Raw genomic sequence first — 17,455 nt, 5'->3', positions numbered from 1 at the left:
GTTCAAGGCCATCGACTCCGAACTGGCGACCCTCGCCTTCCTGGGCATGTGCAACTGGGCCTACAAGTGGTACCCGCGCATGGCCGACGATCACCCGCCCGAGAAGATGGCGCAGGTGCTGTGCCAGATCTTTCTCGGCGGGCTGAACAAGCCTTGATCGGATCGGGCACCGCGGTGCCCGCGGGCAGTTGCCGCCCCTACACGGCCATCACCGCACCGCTCCAGAAGTAGCAGCCTCTTGCGTCGCGGTACCACTTCGTGTTGCCGCTGACCGCTTCGCCCTCGTCGGTCCAGCCGACGTACGCCAGCGTGCTACCGGCAGCAAGCACCTCGACCACCTCGGCCATGCGTGACGGGCGGTCCTTGCGAAGATTCATTCGCGCTGTCGACCGCACCTGTCCGGTCTGCGCGGTGAAGGCAGGCGCTGCCGGAGTACCGATGCCGGCACCGGTGCATTCGGCAAACTCCAGCGGTATGTCTCGCAGCAGTTGGTCGTAGGTGCGACGACTGTGCCCGAGGCCCGTGCCAGGATCGGTCTTGCGCGTGGGGTCGAGAAACGCGTGGCCCACCACCGACCGCGCGGGATCGAGCTTGAAGGCATGGCACAGCAAGGCGATCGTCCAGACGTACTTGCGATAGGCCAGATCGGCATCGATGCCGCTGCCGTAGCAGTATTCGACGCCAATGGCAGCGTCGTTCGCGTCGTGGCCGTACAGGCGATTGTCCGAGTCCACGTTGTAGAGCACGTGCCAGGCCTTCTCGGGCGGACCGGTCAGCGCCGGAATGCACTCGATGATCTGCTTGTCGTCGACGAAGAGATGGGCAGACGCGCTGAGTTCGTCGCGCGAACGCTCGTAGTAGCGCACATTGCCCGCCGCCGTCGACCCCGGATTCCCGGTGTCATGGGCCACGATGAACTTGACGTCCGGCATGATGAGCCGGCCTGAACGTCGCCTCGACGGCTTCGTCAGGTAGCTCGGCGTGATGGTGTATCGCTGCAGAAACGGCATGCTCTTACCCCAGCGGTGGTTGATCGGACAGCAGGTCCGGCGCCGGTGCGGCCGGCCGCATGGAGGCCGGATCGTTGGCGTCGCGGCTGTGCGGCACCGCCTTGGCGGCCAAGTAGCCGGTGTGGCTGATGCCCAGCAAGGCAACCATGCTCGCGTGCAGGTTCGGCAACTCATTGATGCCATCGCTGCCGAACGTCCAGAACTTCTGCACCACCAGCCCGCCGTAGGTGACCGCGGTGACGATGGTGAAGAAGAACATCTGAATGCGCGTCAGGTCCAGATGGGTGGCATTGCCCACTTCCTCGCCGGTGAAGAGGTCGGACCATCGTGCGTTCTTGATGTCCCGGTTGACCACCAGTTGCCCGACATGGTCGGCATTGCCGGGAGTCTCTTCCTTGCGGTCCAACAGGACGAGACTGTTCTGAGCTTCGGCTTCGTTGGGCGGTTTTTCGGCCTTGGTCGTCAGGATCAGCGGCGAGGCGACCAGCGAGGTCGCGCTGATGCCCATCAGCGCCCACAGCTCGGGAGCAACGGCAATCTTCAGCGCTTCGCTGTCACCCTGCGCCAGGTTCAGCATGGCCGCACAGAAGAAGGCCGACAGCAGCAAGCCGGTCCACAGCGCCATCTGGAACCGCGACAGCGAGACGACGTTCCGCTCGTCGATCAAGGCCCCCAGCCATTGCCCAGTGACAGCCCGGCCGGCAACCAGCACGAACAGCGTCATCAGCCCGAACGACGCGAGCCACGCGACGACCGGGTTCGATCTCAGCAACCAGGGCAGCCCGATCAGCAGGATGCCGATGACGGTGAGTGCTGCCGGGTACCTTCTCATGGCGCTTCCTTTCTGGTGGGGTTGTGATTCACGGCGGGCCAGGGGCGGCGACCTTGAGGCTTGCATCGCCGCCATGCCTCCCATGGCGCTGCGCCGCGCACTCTGCCGTCACGCCGTCGGACTTGCATCCTTCCGGCTGATGATGGCCTCGGCCGGAACAGGGGCCGAACCGGGCGCGGCACTCACAACGCCGTGCAGACCCCGCCGTCCACCGCAATGGTTGAGCCGGTGAAGAAGCGCACCAGCTCGCCGTCGATGTCCTGCTGAATATCACCCAAACGACGCGGCTGAAAAGTGACCCGATGGGAGCCTTCGTGCACATGTCGTTGAGGTTCCATAGCCGCCGCGCATCAGGTTTGCGCACGTGAGGAGCCGGCTGAAGCGCGGCACGCGTTCACGGCTGGGCCGCACTCGTGCGAGCCGGCGGCCGGCCAGAGCCATGCCAGATGCTGGTGCAGCCGGGGCCGCGCTTCCGCACCGCGCTTGTGCGGCCCGCGGCGTCCGGGCGCCGGGAAGACCCTCGTTTCGCGTGGCATGCGGCTTGCGTAGGATCCCGCGTTCCTGACCAAACGGTCAGACTCCGTGCGCCAGTCAGAGTCAGTCCGGCGCAGGGGCCGATCGGCACGATCGGCTTCATCGTGCACGCCACTTCGATTCAAGGAAACTCTCGATGAACGTACAAGGCTTCAATCGACGCGTGCTCGCGCTGGCGTTGCTGTCGGCCTACCCGATGCACGGCGCGCTGGCCCAGACCAGCGCTGCCGCCACCGACAAGGCCAAGAAGGACGACACGCAGCTCCAGGAAATCATCGTCACCGGCACGCGCCGCCTCGAGAACATCAAGGACGTGCCGCAGTCGATCTCGACGATCAACAGCGAGGCGCTCGAAACACTCAACGCCAGCGGCCTGGACATCCGCGCCTTGTCCGCGCGCGTGCCCAGCCTGAACATCGAGTCGGACTTCGGCCGCACCTTTCCGCGCTTCTACATCCGCGGCCAGGGCAACACCGACTTCGACCTGAACGCTTCGCAGCCGGTAGGCCTGGTGCTGGACGACGTGGTCCAGGAGAACCCGATCCTGAAGGGCTTCCCGCTGTTCGACGTCGCCCAGGTGGAAGTGCTGCGCGGGCCGCAAGGCACGCTGTTCGGCCGCAATTCGCCGGCGGGCGTGCTGAAGTTCGATTCGGTGGCGCCCGGCAAACGCGAAGAGGGCTACTTCACGATCGGCTTCGGCCGCTACGGCGCGCTCAACCTCGAAGGCGCGGTCAACCTGCCGCTCGGCCCGGACTGGTCGATTCGCGCCTCCGCCATTTCGCAGTCGGCGGACGACCGGGTGTACAACAGCTTCCCGGGCGGCGAACCCAGCCTGGAGGGCTACACCGACCGCGCGGCCCGCGTGCAGGCGGCCTACACCAACGGCAACTTCAACGCCTTGTTCAACCTGCACGGCCGCGACTTCGTCGGCAACGCCACCACCTTCCGCGCCAACATCATCAAGCGCGGCACGAACGAGCTGGTCGACGGCTTCGACTTCAGCAGCTACCCATCGGACGGCCTCAACAGCCAGACCCTGAACTCGCTGGGCGCCAGCGCGCGCCTGCGCTGGGACCTGGGTGGCATCACGCTGAACTCCATCACGGCCTTCGACCGGGCCCGGTACTACAGCCGGGGCGACGTCGATGGCGGCCTGGGCAGCACCTTCGGCGGCGTGCCGAACGGCCCCGACTACCCGGGCCAACCAGCCCTGATTCCCTTCGACGCGCAGACGGCGGATGGTGTGCCCTGGCTGCGGCAGTTCACGCAGGAGTTCCGTGCGGCGTCCAACACCAAGGATCCGCTGCAATGGCTGGGTGGGGTGTATTACTTCCGCGAGAAACTGCAGGTCGACAGCTTCAACTTCGACTCCTTTGCCGTGGGCGACCCGCAGAACGGTTATGCGGTTCAACAGCAGCGGTCCAGTTCCCATGCCGCCTTCGGTTCGCTGTCTTACGCCATCTCGGATGCACTGAAGATCCGCGGCGGCATCCGCTACACCAGCGACAAGAAAGAGTTCGAAGCCGCCCGCACGCAGACGCCGTTCGGTGGCGCCAATGTCGGGCCCTTGACGGCCAATCCCAGCTCGAACAACACCAGCTGGGACCTTGGCGCCAGTTATGCCATCAACAAGTCAACCACGGTTTTCGGCCGTGTGGCAACGGGCTACCGCGCGCCCAGCATCCAGGGCCGCGTGCTGTTCGGTGACACCATCTCGGTGGCCGATGCCGAGAAGGCGTTGTCCTTCGAGGCCGGCTTCAAGGTCGACCTGTTCAACAACACCACGCGCCTCAGCGGCACGGTGTTCCGCTACCAGGTCAAGGACCTGCAGTTGACGGCCGGCAGCGGCAGCGTCAACCAGAACCGCCTGGTCAATGCAGACAAGGCCCAGGGCCAGGGTTTCGAGCTGGACCTCCAGGCCAACATCAACCGCCACTGGAAGACCACGGCCGGCATCAGCTTCAACGACACCGAGATCAAGGACCCGAACCTGTTCGTGGCACCGTGCGGCAATGCGAACTTCCAGTTCCTGCGGCCCAACACCGGCTGCACTGTCACCGACCCCGCGGGACCGGTGGCCGGCACGGTGTTGATCGGTGGCAACCCGCTGCCGCGCGCGCCGAAGTGGATCGTCAACTGGACGCTGAAGTACAGCGTCGAGCTGGGCAACGGCGACCTCTATGTGGTGACCGACTGGGCCTACAAGGACAAGTACAACATGTTCCTGTACGAGGCCAAGGAGTACACCGCCAAGTCGCTGCTGGAAGGCGGTCTGCGCATCGGCTACGCCTGGGCCAACGGCAAGTACGAAGTAGCGGCCTATTCACGCAACATCACCAACCGCCAGCAGGTCGTCGCGGCCATCGACTTCAACAACCTCACCGGCATCCTGAACGAGCCGCGCAGCTGGGGCCTGCAGTTCAGGGCGAGTTACTGAGCACCCCCAAACCTGCCGCTTCGCGGCAGGCCCCCCGAGGGGGTCAAGCAAAGTGGCAGAGCCACATTTGCTTGAGAGCACCCCCAAACCTGCCGCTTCGCGGCAGGCCCCCCGAGGGGGTCAAGCAAAGTGGCAGAGCCACATTTGCTTGAGAGCGGCCTGAGCGACAAGGCCCCCTCGCGACAAGGCCGGTAGCGGCCCGTCACTCATCAGGATTGCGGAAGTACGGCGGCGCTGCGTTGGCAGCGCAGCCGCCCATCAGCGCGACACTGCGTGGTCGCGTGTCCCTGCGGACGCGGGCGTCCCGGGGGCCTTGATGAACGATCCCATCGCCGAGCAGCTGGGTCAGCGCGAAGCGGCGCTGAACGGCGCGCCGCCGGACACCCCTGCAGATGGCGCACCCGCGGTGGCGCTGTGGGGGCTGGCCCTGTCCGGTGGCGGCATCCGCAGCGCGACCTTCTGCTTCGGCATGCTGGTGGCTTTGGCACGGCACCGGGCCTTGCTGGACTTCCACCTGATGTCCACGGTGTCCGGCGGTGGCTTCATCGGTGCGCTGATCGGCCGGCTGTTCCACCGCGCAGCCAGGATGCGCAATGGCGCGCAACGTGTGCAGGACGCGCTGGCCGACGCCGACCAGCGCTGGTTCACCTGGTGGCTGCGCGCCAACAGCAACTACCTGTTTGCACGCGGGGCGCGCGATGTGTTCGTCGCCGCGGCAACGATGCTGCGCAACCTGATTGCGCTGCACATCGAACTGGCGCTGCTGGCCATCCTGCTGGGCGCGCTGCTCGCCGGGCTCGACCTGCTGGTGTGGCAGGCACTCGACCGGCTGTGGAACCCGCTGGCCGCTGCCGACACGGACGATGCGCAGCAGCGCGCCATCCGCCTGCTGCCGCCGTGGCTGCCCACCCTGGCGCTGGCGCTGCCGCCGCTGGCGGCGCTGGGCGGCGTGCTGGTCTGCGCCTACTGGGCTCTGCCGCGGCAGCGCAACGCCGGCGGCGCGGCGCAACTCGGTCTGCCGGGACTGTCGGCGCTGGCGATTGCCGCCTGGCTCTGGTTCGAACGACCCTTCTTTGTCGAGCATATCGGCCTCGGTCGCCACGTGTGGCTGAGCGCACTGGTGTTGACGCTGCTGTGGGTCGCCGGTTTGGCCTGGGCCGCGCTGGAGCTGTGCCGCAGCGCATTCGATGAAGACCGGGTGCGGGTGCGCCTGACGCATTGGCTGGGCACCTTGCTGCGCGTCGGCGCGGCGCTGGCCGGCATCGGTCTGCTGGAGCGCGTGGCTTGGCTGATGGCCTTCGAGGCGGAGGTCACGGCCCGGCTGGGTGCCGGCCTGCTGGCGGCGGCCGGCGTGCTGCGGCTGGTGCTGCCGGCGCTGGGCGGCTCCAGCGGCGCGGCCCCGCAGTGGCTGTCCCGGCGTTTGCTCATGGTGGCGCACATCGGCGGGCTGGTGCTGATCGCCGTGCTCGCCGCGTGGTGGATGGCTTTGTTGTACCGGCAGGTGTTCGGTCTGGTCTTCGTGCCGGGCAGGACCGAGATGCAGTTTGCCGCGGGCCACCGCCATTGGCTGTTCTACGCCGCCGGCGCCAGCGCCTATCTGCTGTTCAGCGGGCACAACGTCGGTTTTGCCAACCTCTCTTCGCTGCACCGCTTCTTCCGTGCCCGGCTGGTGCGCGGCTGGCTTGGCGCCGCCAATTCGGAACGTTTTCCGCTGGGCACCGCGATGCTGTCGCGCCGCGGCGACGAGCCGGTGGAGGGCTACGAACTGGAACAGACGGTCGATGAAGTCCACCCGCGCGACGACGAGCCGCTGGACCTGTATGCGCCGCAGGCCGGCGGCGGCCCGCTGCACCTGATCAACGTCTGCCTGAACCAGACACAGCGGGGCAAGGGCCCGTTCAACCGCGACCGCAAGGGCCAGGCGCTGACGGTGATGGCCGGCGGCTGGCTGCGCATCGGCGAGCGGCCATGGCAGGCCATGCCGACGTCGCAGGTGCTGACACTGGGCAGCTGGACGGCGATCTCCGGTGCCGCGTTCGCGCCCGGCCTGGGCATGTTGACACGCAGCGGCATCGCCGCGCTGGCCATGTTTGCCGGCGTGCGCCTGGGCCACTGGTGGGATGCGCGGGCGCTGCACGGCGACAGCGATCGGCTGGCCTGGTTCGCCAAATCACGCCTGCTGCTGCGTGAGCTGGTGGGCCGATTCCGTGGCGACGACGCGGCCTTCTGGTACCTGAGCGATGGCGGCCACTTCGACAACACCGGCGTCTATGCCCTGCTGCGCGAGCGCACGCGGCTGATCCTGCTGGCCGACTGCGGCGCCGATCCCGAGTACCGCTTCGCCGATCTGGAAAACCTGGTGCGCAAGGCCCGGGTCGATCTCGGGGCGGCCATCCACTTCATGAAGCCCGACCCGAGCTTTGCCGATGCCGACTGGCGGGCCTTCGGATCGGTGGCCGACCTGGCCTCGCCGAGCAGCGACGCCTGCATGGCGCTGGCCGAAGTGGACTACCGCGACGGCAGCCGCGGCTGGCTGGTGCTGGTCAAGCCCAACATGTTCACCGGCCTGCCGGTGGACCTGATCAACTTCAAGGCCGAGCACCCTGACTTTCCGCAGCAAAGCACCTCCGACCAGTCCTTCGACGAGGCCCAGTGGGAAAGCTACTTCATGCTCGGCCGCTCGATTGGCGCCCGGCTGCCGAAGACCTTGCTGCAGCGCATTGCCGACGGCGGTGCCGTCGGCTTCTTCAAGCGCGACGACGGCCGCATGCTCGGGGCTGCTGCAGCAGCGGCCGGCGCCGCGGCCGCCAGCCTGCGCGCCCGGCTGACCAGCGGCGCCGTCGGCGCGTCGATCGGGCTGACCACCGCGGCCACGCTGGGCGTCTCGGTGTGGCAGGCGCTCGACGCCTGGCGCAGCGCGGCGTCCAAGGCCACCGAAGCCGACGACAAGGCCCTGAAAGAGCTGACCGACTTGTGGGGCAAGCTGCGCCCGGCCGGTGCCGCGTCGGCGCCGGACGATGGCGCGGTGCAGGCCCTGGCCGCTTCGCTGCTGCGCATTGGTGACACGCTGTGCCCGAATGGTTTTGTTCGCTGGTTCACGCCGCATGAGGTGCTGGTGCGCAACGACGCCGGGGAGTTGGTGCAGACCGAACGCTTCTTCACGGCACACGCCGTGCTGAACGACGCCCGCTATGCCTGCCAGGACAGCACCAGGGGCGCGGCGGAGCCGCCGCCCTCCGCCTGCACGCGGCTGTTGGCGGTGGACGACCCCGGCCACTGCCTGTACGCCGAAGACACGGTGGCCCGCCGCGACGCGGATCCGCAATTCGCGCACTGCCCGCCGCGCTATTGGGGGCGCGACTATCGACCCCGCCTGGCCAATCGTCTCGGCAACTGCCTGCGCGTGGCCAAGGCCAGCGAGCAGAGCAGCGTGCCGGTGGCGGTGGTCAGCGGCGCCAGCGCGGTCGCCGCCGGCCTGCCGGACAGTCTGGACAGCCTGGACGCCCGGCTTGCCGCCAGCGCCCCCGCCGCCGGTGCCCCTGCCGCCGCGGCCTATGACCCCCCCACCCGCGCCCAGGCGATGGCGCGGCCCACGCCCCTGCCGGACACCGGCGCGTCACGCCCCGGTGTCCCGCGTGCCATGCCGCAACCGTCGCACGCACCCTTGCTGGCGAGCTGCCGCGACAAGCGGATCTACGTGCAGGCCTACGGCCGCACGCGCGAAGCCGACGACCTGGCGGTGCGGCAGGCGCTGCAGGACGCCGGCGCCAAGGTGCCGGTGAGCGAAGACATGCTGGCCCGCGCGCAGATGAACAAGCGCGTGCCGCCGACGCCGGTGCGTGCCGACGTGCTGCGCTGGCACACGCCGGACGACCAAGCCTGCGCCACCGCGCTGGTGGACTGGCTCGATGAGCGGTCGCCGCCAGCGAACCTGAGCCCCGCCGGCGCGCGGCACGCCGAGCCCTTGGCCGCACGCCTGAAAGCCACGCCGGGTGTGGTGGAGTTGTGGCTGGCACCGCCGCCGCAAGCCGCCCGCTGATGGACGGTGCGCGGCCACGCGCACCGGCTCCTATCATGGCTTCACCCCCTGCTGCCGGCCCCTTCCTCATGAACCCTTCGGACTCCCCCGCCGCTCCGCGATTCAACCAGCCGCTGGGCGGTGACGAAGTGCCGCGCTTCGCCGGCATCGCGACGATGATGCGGCTGCCGCACCAGGCCAGCAGCGAAGGTCTGGATGCCTGCTTCGTCGGCGTGCCCTTCGACCTGGGCACCTCGAACCGATCCGGTGCACGTTTCGGCCCGCGCCAGGTGCGCAGCGAATCGGTGCTGCTGCGGCCCTACAACATGGCCACCCGCGCCGCGCCCTTCGATTCGCTGCAGGTCGCCGACATTGGCGATGTCGCGACCAACGCCTACAACATCGTCGATTCGATCAGCCGCATCGAAACGGCCTACGACCGCATCATCGCCACCGGCTGCCGGCCGATCACGATCGGCGGCGACCACACCATCGCCTGGCCGATCCTGCGGGCGATGCACAAGCGCTACGGGCCGATCGGCGTGGTGCACGTCGATGCCCATGCCGATGTCAACGACACGATGGGCGGCGAGAAGATCGCACACGGCACGCCGTTCCGCCGCGCAGTGGAAGAAGGCCTGCTCGATTGCCAGCGCGTGGTGCAGATCGGCCTGCGCGGCACCGGCTACCACGCCGATGACTTCGACTGGTGCCGGGCCCAGGGTTTCCGTGTCGTGCAGGCCGAAGAGTGCTGGCACCGCAGCCTGGTGCCGCTGATGAAGGAAGTGGCCGAACGTGTTGCCGGCGCGGCCGGCGATGGTCCCGTCTACCTCAGCTTCGACATCGACGGGCTGGACCCGGCCTTTGCGCCCGGCACCGGCACGCCCGAGATCGGCGGCCTGAGCGTGCAGCAGGGCCTGGAGATCATCCGCGGCCTGCGCGGGCTGAACATCGTCGGCGCCGACCTGGTGGAGATCTCGCCGCCCTACGACCCGCACGGCACGACCGCACTGGTTGGCGCCAACCTGGCGTTCGAGATGTTGTGCGTGCTGCCCGGCGTGGTGTACCGGGTCTGAGCGCCGCACCTGAGGTCCGAGCAAATCAGAACCCATTGCGGGCTTGATTCACCCCAAATTGGGTATGATCAAACCCGAAATGGGTACAAAACAAGCCACCTCAGCCGCCAGTGCAAGGACTCCGGCGCTTCGCGTCAGCTTGGCGGACGCTCTGTTCAGCGGCACGCAGCAGCGCGTGCTGGGTCTGCTTTTCGGGCAGCCTGAGCGCAGCTTTTACGCCAACGAACTCATCGCGCTCGTCAACAGTGGCTCCGGCGCCGTACAGCGCGAACTGGCACGCCTTGCGCAAAGCGAACTGGTGACCGTGCGACCGTCGGGGAATCAGAAGCACTACCAGGCCAATCCGCAGTCACCGATCTACGCCGAGTTGTGCGGCATCGCGCAGAAGACGATTGGCCTCGCGGAGCCGCTGCGCGTGGCCATTGCGCCGCTGGCTGATCACATTCGCGCCGCCTTTGTCTACGGCTCGGTGGCCAAGAAGCAAGACACGGCCAGCAGCGATGTGGATCTGATGGTGATCAGCGATGACGTGAACTACGGCGAACTCTATGCCAGCTTGGAAGCATTGAGCCAGCGACTGGGCCGCACGGTGAACCCGACGATCTATGCGCCTGATGAACTCGCACAACGCATCAAGCGCGGCGACGCGTTCGTCACGCGTGTACTGCAGCAAGCGATGATCTGGATCATCGGAGACGACCATGCCCTCGGCCTTTGAGAACCTGTGCGGCCCTGGCAAGCCGCTGCGCGCCGAACCTCCCGACGCGTCCGAGTTCGCCGGCCTGCTGCGCTCGGGCATCGCACGCTTGACTGATGCAGACAACACCACGCTGTCACTCGAAAGCCGCTTCGACCTGGGCTACAACGCCGCGCACGCACTGAGCTTTGCTGCGGGCGCATGACGCTGAGCAAGCGACCGCGGGCAGCCCGCGGGCGGAGGCGGTGATGCCGAAGCGGTGAGAACTGCGGCCACGAGGGTCGCGCGTGCGGTAACGACCATGTCGGCACCGACACACACTGACCAAGTTCCGGTGAAGCTCATTGACGAGGATCAAGCCACGGCGCCGGCAGAGCCTGCACGCGCACCGGCGACCGAAGCGACACGTCTTCGGCGTGCCCCCTTCTCACGAGCTTCCAGGACGACCCATGACCCCCAACCCCCTCCTCCTGCGCCGGCGCGGCGCACTCGGTGCCCTCAGCGGCCTGAGCGCGATCGGCCTGATCGGCTGCGGCGGCGCCGAAGACAGCAGTTCCGCCACCACGGCCACGCCGCTGGACGCCGCCACCGACGGCAAGCTCGAACGCATCCTCGCCGCGTCCACCACCACCTGCACGCTGGTGGCCGAGGAAGTCGAAGGGCCGTACCCGCTGCGCGCGATCCTCTCGAACACCGCGATGGTCCGCAGCAACATCACCGAAGGCAAGACCGGTGTCGCGCTGACGCTGCGCCTGAAGCTGGTCGACGTGAACAATGCCTGCGCGCCGATCAGCGGTGCCTCGGTCTACATCTGGCACTGCGACAAGGACGGCCTTTACTCGGGCTATGACGCGAGCAACAACGCCGGCCAGGCCGGCCTGACCTACCTGCGCGGCGTGCAGGTCAGCGACAGCACCGGCCGCGTGACCTTCACGACGATCTTCCCGGGCTGGTATGCCGGACGCATCACGCACATCCATGCCATGGTGTTCCTGGCCGGCTCCAGCCTGGGCAGCAGCAGCACCGCGATGGCCACCACGCAGTTCGCCTTCCCGCCGGCCGTGACCACCGCGGTCTACAACAGCGCGCTCTACACCAAGGGGCAGAACACCTCGGTCACCAGCTTCAGCGCCGACAACATCTTCAGCGACGGCACCGGCACGGAGCTGTTGACCCTGTCCGGCAGCGCCAGCGCGGGCTACGCCGGCGGCCTGGTGCTGGGCATCGACCAGACGGCCACCAGCAGCGGCGGCGGCTCCGGCGGCGGCACGCCGCCGACCCCGCCCACCGGCCCCCGCACCTGAGATCCGCCATGAGAACACAGCCCACCATGATGTCCGCCCTCCCTTCCCGCCTGCTCGCAGCAGTGCTGTTCGCTGCCGCGCTGCCGGCCGCCCAGGCCGCCGACAACCTCATCAGCAACGGTAGCTTCGAAAGCGGCAGCACCGGCTGGACCCTGATCGGCGACGCCACGCTCAGCAGCAGCGACGCCTATGACGGCACGGTCTCGTCCCTATTGCAGGATGTGAGCGGCAGCGGCGCCGCCGTCACCACCAGCTTCAGCGCCATCGCGGTCAGCGAGATCGCCGAGCTGTCGCTCTGGCTGCGCAATGCCGACCTCGGCCCGCTGAGCCTGGTCGTCTTCGGCTACAGCAGCGGCAGCACCGGCAGCACCGTGCTGGAAGACTTCGGCAACCCGGACTGGACCCAGTTCTCGCTGCTGTCCTCGCTGGACAGCAGCCAGTCGCTGGTCAGCCTGACGGTCTACGGCGGCACCGGCAGCGCCAGCTACGTCGACGATGTGCTGCTGACCCGCATCAGCAGCGCCGTGCCCGAGCCGCACAGCGCCGCGCTGTTCGCCGCCGGCCTCATCGGCGTGGCGAGCTTGATCCGGCGGCGCATGCAGGCCTGAGAACATGCGATCCTCCGGGCCTCGCTCACCTCGAGCGCCCGGAGGATCCCACGGTGAAACCGCCCTTCAGCGACTTCATCAAGCCCAAGACCGCCAGCCGCCGCAAGGCGAAGCCGGCCGCCGAGCCCCGGCTGTCACGCCAGCGCAAGCCCGAACACCTGAGCGCCGATGACTGGCAGCGCACGCTGCGGCGCCAGTTCGGCCGCGAGCAAGGCTTCGAGCTGCGCAACCTGGGCGATGCGGCGCTGTCGCCGGTGTTCTCCGAGTTCCGTGTGTCCAACCGGGATAGCGGCGGACACTACCGTGTCACGATCCGCGGCAGCCAGCCCGGCGACAACCTGTGCACCTGCCTGGACTTCGCGACCAATGACCTGGGCACCTGCAAGCACATCGAATTCACGCTGGCGCGCCTGAGCGCACGCCGCGGCGGCAAGGCCGCGCTGGCGCGTGGCTTTTCGCCGCCGTACAGCGAGGTCTTCCTGCACCACGCCGGCCAGCGCACGGTGCGCTTCCGGCCCGGCGCCGACTGCCCACCCGCGCTGCGCGCACGCGCCGGCAAGCTCTTCGGCACCGCCGCCGATGGCGTGCTGCCACCGGAACGCATGGCCGAGCTGGACGGCTTCATCACCGCGGCCCGCAAGAGCAGCCACGAACTGCGCATCGACGATCGCGCGCTGACCTTCGCTGCGCAGCTGCGCGATGCCGATCATCGCCGGCAGGTGCTGGCCGAGGCCTACCCACGCGGCGCCGCCGACAAGGGGCTCAACAAGCTGATCAAGGCCCGGCTGTACCCCTACCAGGCCGAAGGCGCGCTGTTCGCGGCGCGCAACGGCCGTGTGCTGCTGGGCGACGAGATGGGCCTGGGCAAGACCGTGCAGGCCATCGCCGCCGCCGAGCTGATGGCGCGTCACTTCGGCGTGCAGCGCGTGCTGGTGGTCTGCCCCACGTCGCTCAAGCACCAGTGGCAGCGCGAGATCGCCCGCTTCGCCGGCCGCCCGGCGCAGGTGCTGCAAGGCCTGCGTGCGGCGCGCGAGCAGCAGTACCGGGAAGACGCCTTCTGCCGCATCACCAACTATGAAGCGCTGGTGCGTGATGCCGACCTGATCACCGCCTGGGCGCCCGAGCTGCTGATCGTCGACGAGGCGCAGCGCGTCAAGAACTGGAACACGCTGGCCGCGCGTGCACTCCGGCGCATCGCCGGCCCGGAAGCCTGCCCCTATGCCATCGTGCTGACCGGCACGCCGCTGGAGAACCGGCTGCAGGAACTCATCGCCATCGTGCAGCTGGTCGACCAGCACCGGCTGGGCCCCACCTGGCGGCTGCTGCACGAGCACCAGCAGGTCGACGAGGCCGGGCGGGTGGTCGGCTACCGCGACCTCAACCGCATCGGCAGCACGCTGGCACCCATCCTGCTGCGCCGGCGCAAGGCCGAGGTGCTGGCGCAGCTGCCCGAACGCATGGACAAGACGCTGTTCGTGCCGATGACGCGCGAACAGCGCGTCCATCACGATGAGAACGGGCAGATCGTGATGCGCATCGTCTCGCGCTGGCGCAAGACCGGCTACCTGTCGGACGCCGACCAGCGCCGGCTGCAGTGCGCGCTGCAGAACATGCGCATGTCCTGCAACAGCACCTTCCTGCTCGACCACGAGACCGACTTCGGCCACAAGGCCGACGAGCTGGTGACGCTGCTGGAAGAGCTGTTCGAGCAGCCCGACGCCAAGGCGGTGGTCTTCAGCCAGTGGCTGGGCACCCACGAGATCCTGGCGCGCCGCCTGCGCGAGCGCGGCTGGGATCATGTGCTGTTCCACGGCAGCGTGCCCGGCGACAAGCGCGGCGCACTGGTCGACCGCTTCGTGCAGGAGCCGGCGTGCCGGCTGTTCCTGTCGACCGACGCCGGCGGCGTGGGCCTCAACCTGCAGCATGCCGCGGCCATCGTGGTCAACATGGACCTGCCGTGGAACCCGGCCGTGCTTGAACAGCGCATCGGCCGCGTGCACCGCATGGGCCAGCAACGCGGCGTGCAGGTGATCAACTTCGTCGCGCAGGGCAGCATCGAGGAAGGCATGCTGGGTGTGCTGGCGTTCAAGAAGTCGCTGTTTGCCGGCGTGCTGGACGGCGGTGACAGCGCGGTGTTCATGAACGGCACGCGGCTGGCCAAGTTCATGGAGAGCGTGGACGAAGTGACGGGCGCGATGGGCCGTGCCGAAGAAGCGCTGGCCACCCCGAGCTCCGCGCCGCGGCTGCCGCAGTCGGTGATGGATGAGAGGGTGATCGGCGAGCCGGCACCAGCCCAGCCGACAGTCCCGGACAGGGCCCCGGGCGTGGTCCCGGACCTTGCCGCGTGGGACGCCGAGGCCGGCGAACCCATGGCCCCACCGATCGAGACCTCGGCCGACGCGCCGGGGGCGGCATCGGCCACGCCGCCGGCCGACCCCTGGGCGCCCTTGCTGGAAGCGGGTTTGCGCTGGGTCGAGTCACTCGCGCAGCCCGGCACGGACCCAGGCCGCTCACCTGCCGGCCCGCGCATCAGCACCGATCCGCGCACGGGCCAGCGCAGCCTCACGCTGCCCTTGCCCGACCCCGCCACCGTGCAGCGCCTGGCCGAAGGTCTGGCCGGCTTGCTCGCTCAATTGCGGCGCTGAACGATCGCCACGCGCGGCAACGAACTGTCTGATACTCGACCCCCCGGAACGCAGCGGCACCAGCGCACGCCCTCAACACCATGACCCTGAGCACCCCCCTGGCCGTCGTCCAGGCCCAGCTCGACGCCTACAACGCCAAGGACCTGGAGGCCCTGCTCGCCACCTACGCGCCCGATGCCGAGCAGTACACGCTGCATGGCGAGCGGCTGGCCCGCGGCCACGACGAGATGCGGGCCCGCTTCCAGCAGCGCTTTGCCGAGCCCGACCTGCACGCACGGCTGCTGTCGCGCACGGTGATGGGCAGCGTCGTGGTGGATTACGAACTGATCACGCGCAACTTCCCCGAAGGCCTGGGCACGGTCGAGATGCTGTGCGTCTACGAAGTCCGGGACCAGCGCATCCACAAGGCCTCGTTCGCCCTGGGCGAAAAGCGCATGCACGCACAAGCGGGCGCCTCGCACCATGAGTGATCTGCCGCCGCTGCCCGACACGCCGCTCGGCCGCTACCGCCACTACAAAGGCGGCGAGTACGAAGTCATCGGCGTCGCGCGCCACAGCGAAACGGGGGAACCGCTGGTGGTCTACCGCCCGCTCTACAACGACAGCGGCTGGTGGCTGCGCCCGCATGCCATGTTCTTCGAGCAGGTCGACATCGACGGCGGCCTGCAGCCCAGGTTCCGCTTCATCGCGTCGGCCCCGCCCTGAGTCTGCTGCAGTGTCGGGCGCGGTGATCGAGAATGCCGCCGTGAAGGGCTTCGCCGTCGATCGATGAATGCCGTGCCGCCCGCCGAGGCCGGCGCGAGTGATCGCGACGCGCTGCTCACCGCCCACGCCGACTGCCTGGCGTGCTTTCATCGCGGGCTGTACGGCACGGTGGTCGACGACGCGCCGGCACTGCTGCCGCGGCTGGCCGCTGCCGGGCTGGAAGCCGAACGGCGCGACCTGCTCTATGCGCTGGCGATGTGTGCCTGCGAAGCGGCGCGTTTCGACATCGCCATCGAATCCGCGCAGGCCCTGGGCATTGCCGCCGCGCGTGAAGGCAGCGCCGGCCCGCTGCTGCAGGCCGCGTTTGCGCTCGGTGCCGCGCTGGAGCGCCTGGGCGATGCCTGGCAGGCCGAGCGGGTGCTGGCCGAAGCGCTGACCGCCCCCGGCGCGCCGGCGCCCGCGCGCGAGCGCATGGTGGCGCTGAACGGCTTGTGCGCCATCACCATCGGCGTGTTCCACCGCCTGCGTGACGTGGAAGAACCCGCGCAGGGTCGCGCCGTGCTGGCGCGGGCGCGCGGCTTCGTGCTGCTGGCGCGTGAGCTGCTGCCGCAAGCCCCTGATGCACGCTACGAAGTCGCCATCGCCGGCAACCTGGGCGAGGTGCTGCTGCATCTGGGCGAGCTCGATGCCGCGCAGCCCCTGCTGCTGCAGGCGCAGGCCCTGGCGCGCGAACGCGGCTACCAAGCCCATGTCTGGCGCATTGCCTGCTCGCTGGGCGAATGGGCGCTGGCCAGCGGCGACGCCGCCGGCGCGCGCCAGGCGATGCAGGCCCTGCTGGCCGAACTGGGCCCCGATGCACCGCCGCAAACGCAGATCCGCGCCCACCAGGCGGCCTACCGCGCCGGCCGCGCGCTGGGCCTGTTCGAAGAAGCACTGCAGCACTTCGAAGCCGCCGAACACCTGGAACGCCGGCGCGTCACGCGCCAGTTGCGCGCGCAATCCCAACTTTTCGTCACGCGCAGCGAAGCCGAACACGCGTTGATCGACGCGCAGCGCCAGCGCGCGCTGGCCACCGAGCTGGCCGAGCGCGCCGAGCGCGACCCGCTCACCGGCCTGGGCAACCGCCGCCACCTGGACCGCCGCTTCGCCGAGTTGCTGTCCGAGGCCGAGCGCCATGCCCGGCCACTGGCCGTGGCGGTGATGGACATCGACCACTTCAAGCAGATCAACGACACGCACGGCCATGCCGCCGGCGACTGCGTGCTGGTGGCGCTGGCGCCGCTGCTGCGCGAGAACATGCGCGCCGGCGATGCGCTGGCGCGCGTGGGCGGCGAGGAGTTCGTGGTGGTGTTCGCCGACACGCCGATCGAACGCGCCGCCGAGGTCTGCGAGCGCCTGCGCGAACGCCTGGCCGGCCAGCGCTGGCCGGGCCTGCCGGAAGGCCAGGCGGTGACGCTGAGCATCGGCCTGGCCGGTGCCGCACCCTATGACGCCGCCGAACTGATGCGCCGCGCCGATGCCGCGCTGTACGAGGCCAAGCGCCTCGGGCGCAACCGCGTCTGCAGCTAGTCGGACAGGGCTGGCCCGCC

The 17,455-nt window shown here is 68.8% G+C and carries 15 protein-coding genes; 12 read left to right on the top strand and 3 right to left on the bottom strand.

Translation table 11 applies throughout. The features are described 5' to 3' along the window. Nucleotides 1-10: 10 nt before the first annotated feature. Nucleotides 11-157 carry a hypothetical protein gene (locus tag VLK61_RS30475; RefSeq protein ID WP_325427197.1) on the top strand — a complete coding sequence of 49 codons (147 nt, stop codon included), beginning with the start codon at nt 11-13 and terminating at the stop codon, nt 155-157. Between the two features lie 40 nt (nt 158-197). On the opposite strand, the gene VLK61_RS30470 is transcribed toward VLK61_RS30475, so the two are convergent. From VLK61_RS30470 to VLK61_RS30460, 3 genes are all read right to left on the bottom strand, one after another. Then, nucleotides 198-1,010 carry a peptidoglycan recognition protein family protein gene (locus tag VLK61_RS30470; RefSeq protein WP_325427195.1) on the bottom strand — a complete coding sequence of 271 codons (813 nt, stop codon included), beginning with the start codon at nt 1,008-1,010 and terminating at the stop codon, nt 198-200. 4 nt (nt 1,011-1,014) lie between these two features. Continuing rightward, the gene (locus VLK61_RS30465) at nt 1,015-1,917 is read right to left on the bottom strand and encodes a hypothetical protein (RefSeq protein WP_325427193.1); all 903 of its coding nucleotides are present in this window, start codon (nt 1,915-1,917) and stop codon (nt 1,015-1,017) included. Between the two features lie 107 nt (nt 1,918-2,024). Further along, nucleotides 2,025-2,180, bottom strand: a complete 156-nt coding sequence (locus tag VLK61_RS30460; RefSeq protein WP_325427191.1) for a hypothetical protein — start codon at nt 2,178-2,180, stop codon at nt 2,025-2,027. 332 nt (nt 2,181-2,512) lie between these two features. On the opposite strand from VLK61_RS30460, the gene VLK61_RS30455 reads away from it, so the two are divergent. The 11 genes from VLK61_RS30455 (at nt 2,513) to VLK61_RS30405 (ending at nt 17,435) form a co-directional block, all read left to right on the top strand. Continuing rightward, on the top strand, nt 2,513-4,813 hold the full coding sequence (locus VLK61_RS30455) for a TonB-dependent receptor (RefSeq protein ID WP_325427189.1): 2,301 nt from the start codon (nt 2,513-2,515) through the stop codon (nt 4,811-4,813). A gap of 316 nt (nt 4,814-5,129) precedes the next feature. Further along, the gene (locus VLK61_RS30450; RefSeq protein ID WP_325427187.1) at nt 5,130-8,852 is read left to right on the top strand and encodes a hypothetical protein; all 3,723 of its coding nucleotides are present in this window, start codon (nt 5,130-5,132) and stop codon (nt 8,850-8,852) included. 68 nt (nt 8,853-8,920) lie between these two features. Further along, nucleotides 8,921-9,907 (top strand): agmatinase, encoded by a 987-nt coding sequence (speB, locus tag VLK61_RS30445; protein ID WP_325427185.1) that lies wholly within the window; start codon nt 8,921-8,923, stop codon nt 9,905-9,907. Nucleotides 9,908-9,971: 64 nt separating this feature from the next. Beyond that, nucleotides 9,972-10,625: a transcriptional regulator gene (locus tag VLK61_RS30440; RefSeq protein WP_325427183.1), complete on the top strand. Its 654-nt coding sequence runs from the start codon at nt 9,972-9,974 to the stop codon at nt 10,623-10,625. Beyond that, nucleotides 10,609-10,809, top strand: coding sequence for a hypothetical protein (locus tag VLK61_RS30435; protein WP_325427181.1), 201 nt, complete (start codon nt 10,609-10,611; stop codon nt 10,807-10,809). Before VLK61_RS30440 ends, VLK61_RS30435 begins: the two co-directional genes overlap by 17 nt. A gap of 244 nt (nt 10,810-11,053) precedes the next feature. Beyond that, nucleotides 11,054-11,908: an intradiol ring-cleavage dioxygenase gene (locus VLK61_RS30430; protein WP_325427179.1), complete on the top strand. Its 855-nt coding sequence runs from the start codon at nt 11,054-11,056 to the stop codon at nt 11,906-11,908. Between the two features lie 26 nt (nt 11,909-11,934). Continuing rightward, on the top strand, nt 11,935-12,516 hold the full coding sequence (locus VLK61_RS30425; protein WP_325427177.1) for a PEP-CTERM sorting domain-containing protein: 582 nt from the start codon (nt 11,935-11,937) through the stop codon (nt 12,514-12,516). Nucleotides 12,517-12,569: 53 nt separating this feature from the next. Then, nucleotides 12,570-15,161 (top strand): DEAD/DEAH box helicase, encoded by a 2,592-nt coding sequence (locus VLK61_RS30420; RefSeq protein ID WP_325427175.1) that lies wholly within the window; start codon nt 12,570-12,572, stop codon nt 15,159-15,161. Between the two features lie 80 nt (nt 15,162-15,241). Next, the gene (locus VLK61_RS30415) at nt 15,242-15,631 is read left to right on the top strand and encodes a nuclear transport factor 2 family protein (RefSeq protein ID WP_325427173.1); all 390 of its coding nucleotides are present in this window, start codon (nt 15,242-15,244) and stop codon (nt 15,629-15,631) included. Further along, the gene (locus tag VLK61_RS30410; protein WP_325427171.1) at nt 15,624-15,866 is read left to right on the top strand and encodes a DUF1653 domain-containing protein; all 243 of its coding nucleotides are present in this window, start codon (nt 15,624-15,626) and stop codon (nt 15,864-15,866) included. The genes VLK61_RS30415 and VLK61_RS30410 overlap by 8 nt, the downstream gene beginning before the upstream one ends. Before the next feature lie 63 nt (nt 15,867-15,929). After that, complete coding sequence (locus VLK61_RS30405) at nt 15,930-17,435, top strand: GGDEF domain-containing protein (protein WP_325427169.1); 1,506 nt, start codon at nt 15,930-15,932, stop codon at nt 17,433-17,435. The last annotated feature ends 20 nt before the right edge of the window (nt 17,436-17,455 follow it).

The organism is Aquabacterium sp., assembly GCF_035476535.1.
In the GTDB taxonomy this organism is placed as follows: domain Bacteria; phylum Pseudomonadota; class Gammaproteobacteria; order Burkholderiales; family Burkholderiaceae_C; genus Pseudaquabacterium.
Note: the sequence above shows the minus strand (reverse complement) of the source record. Positions and strands in the feature narration are given on the sequence as shown.

Excerpts from the sequence above, each read along its gene's own strand:
- VLK61_RS30470 (WP_325427195.1), bottom strand. The coding sequence starts at position 1,010 with ATGCCGTTTCTGCAGCGATACACCATCACGCCGAGCTACCTGACGAAG.
- VLK61_RS30465 (WP_325427193.1), bottom strand. The coding sequence starts at position 1,917 with ATGGCGGCGATGCAAGCCTCAAGGTCGCCGCCCCTGGCCCGCCGTGAA.
- VLK61_RS30460 (WP_325427191.1), bottom strand. The coding sequence starts at position 2,180 with ATGGAACCTCAACGACATGTGCACGAAGGCTCCCATCGGGTCACTTTT.
- VLK61_RS30455 (WP_325427189.1), top strand. The coding sequence starts at position 2,513 with ATGAACGTACAAGGCTTCAATCGACGCGTGCTCGCGCTGGCGTTGCTG.
- VLK61_RS30450 (WP_325427187.1), top strand. The coding sequence starts at position 5,130 with ATGAACGATCCCATCGCCGAGCAGCTGGGTCAGCGCGAAGCGGCGCTG.
- speB (WP_325427185.1), top strand. The coding sequence starts at position 8,921 with ATGAACCCTTCGGACTCCCCCGCCGCTCCGCGATTCAACCAGCCGCTG.
- VLK61_RS30440 (WP_325427183.1), top strand. The coding sequence starts at position 9,972 with ATGATCAAACCCGAAATGGGTACAAAACAAGCCACCTCAGCCGCCAGT.
- VLK61_RS30435 (WP_325427181.1), top strand. The coding sequence starts at position 10,609 with ATGCCCTCGGCCTTTGAGAACCTGTGCGGCCCTGGCAAGCCGCTGCGC.
- VLK61_RS30430 (WP_325427179.1), top strand. The coding sequence starts at position 11,054 with ATGACCCCCAACCCCCTCCTCCTGCGCCGGCGCGGCGCACTCGGTGCC.
- VLK61_RS30425 (WP_325427177.1), top strand. The coding sequence starts at position 11,935 with ATGATGTCCGCCCTCCCTTCCCGCCTGCTCGCAGCAGTGCTGTTCGCT.
- VLK61_RS30415 (WP_325427173.1), top strand. The coding sequence starts at position 15,242 with ATGACCCTGAGCACCCCCCTGGCCGTCGTCCAGGCCCAGCTCGACGCC.
- VLK61_RS30410 (WP_325427171.1), top strand. The coding sequence starts at position 15,624 with ATGAGTGATCTGCCGCCGCTGCCCGACACGCCGCTCGGCCGCTACCGC.
- VLK61_RS30405 (WP_325427169.1), top strand. The coding sequence starts at position 15,930 with ATGAATGCCGTGCCGCCCGCCGAGGCCGGCGCGAGTGATCGCGACGCG.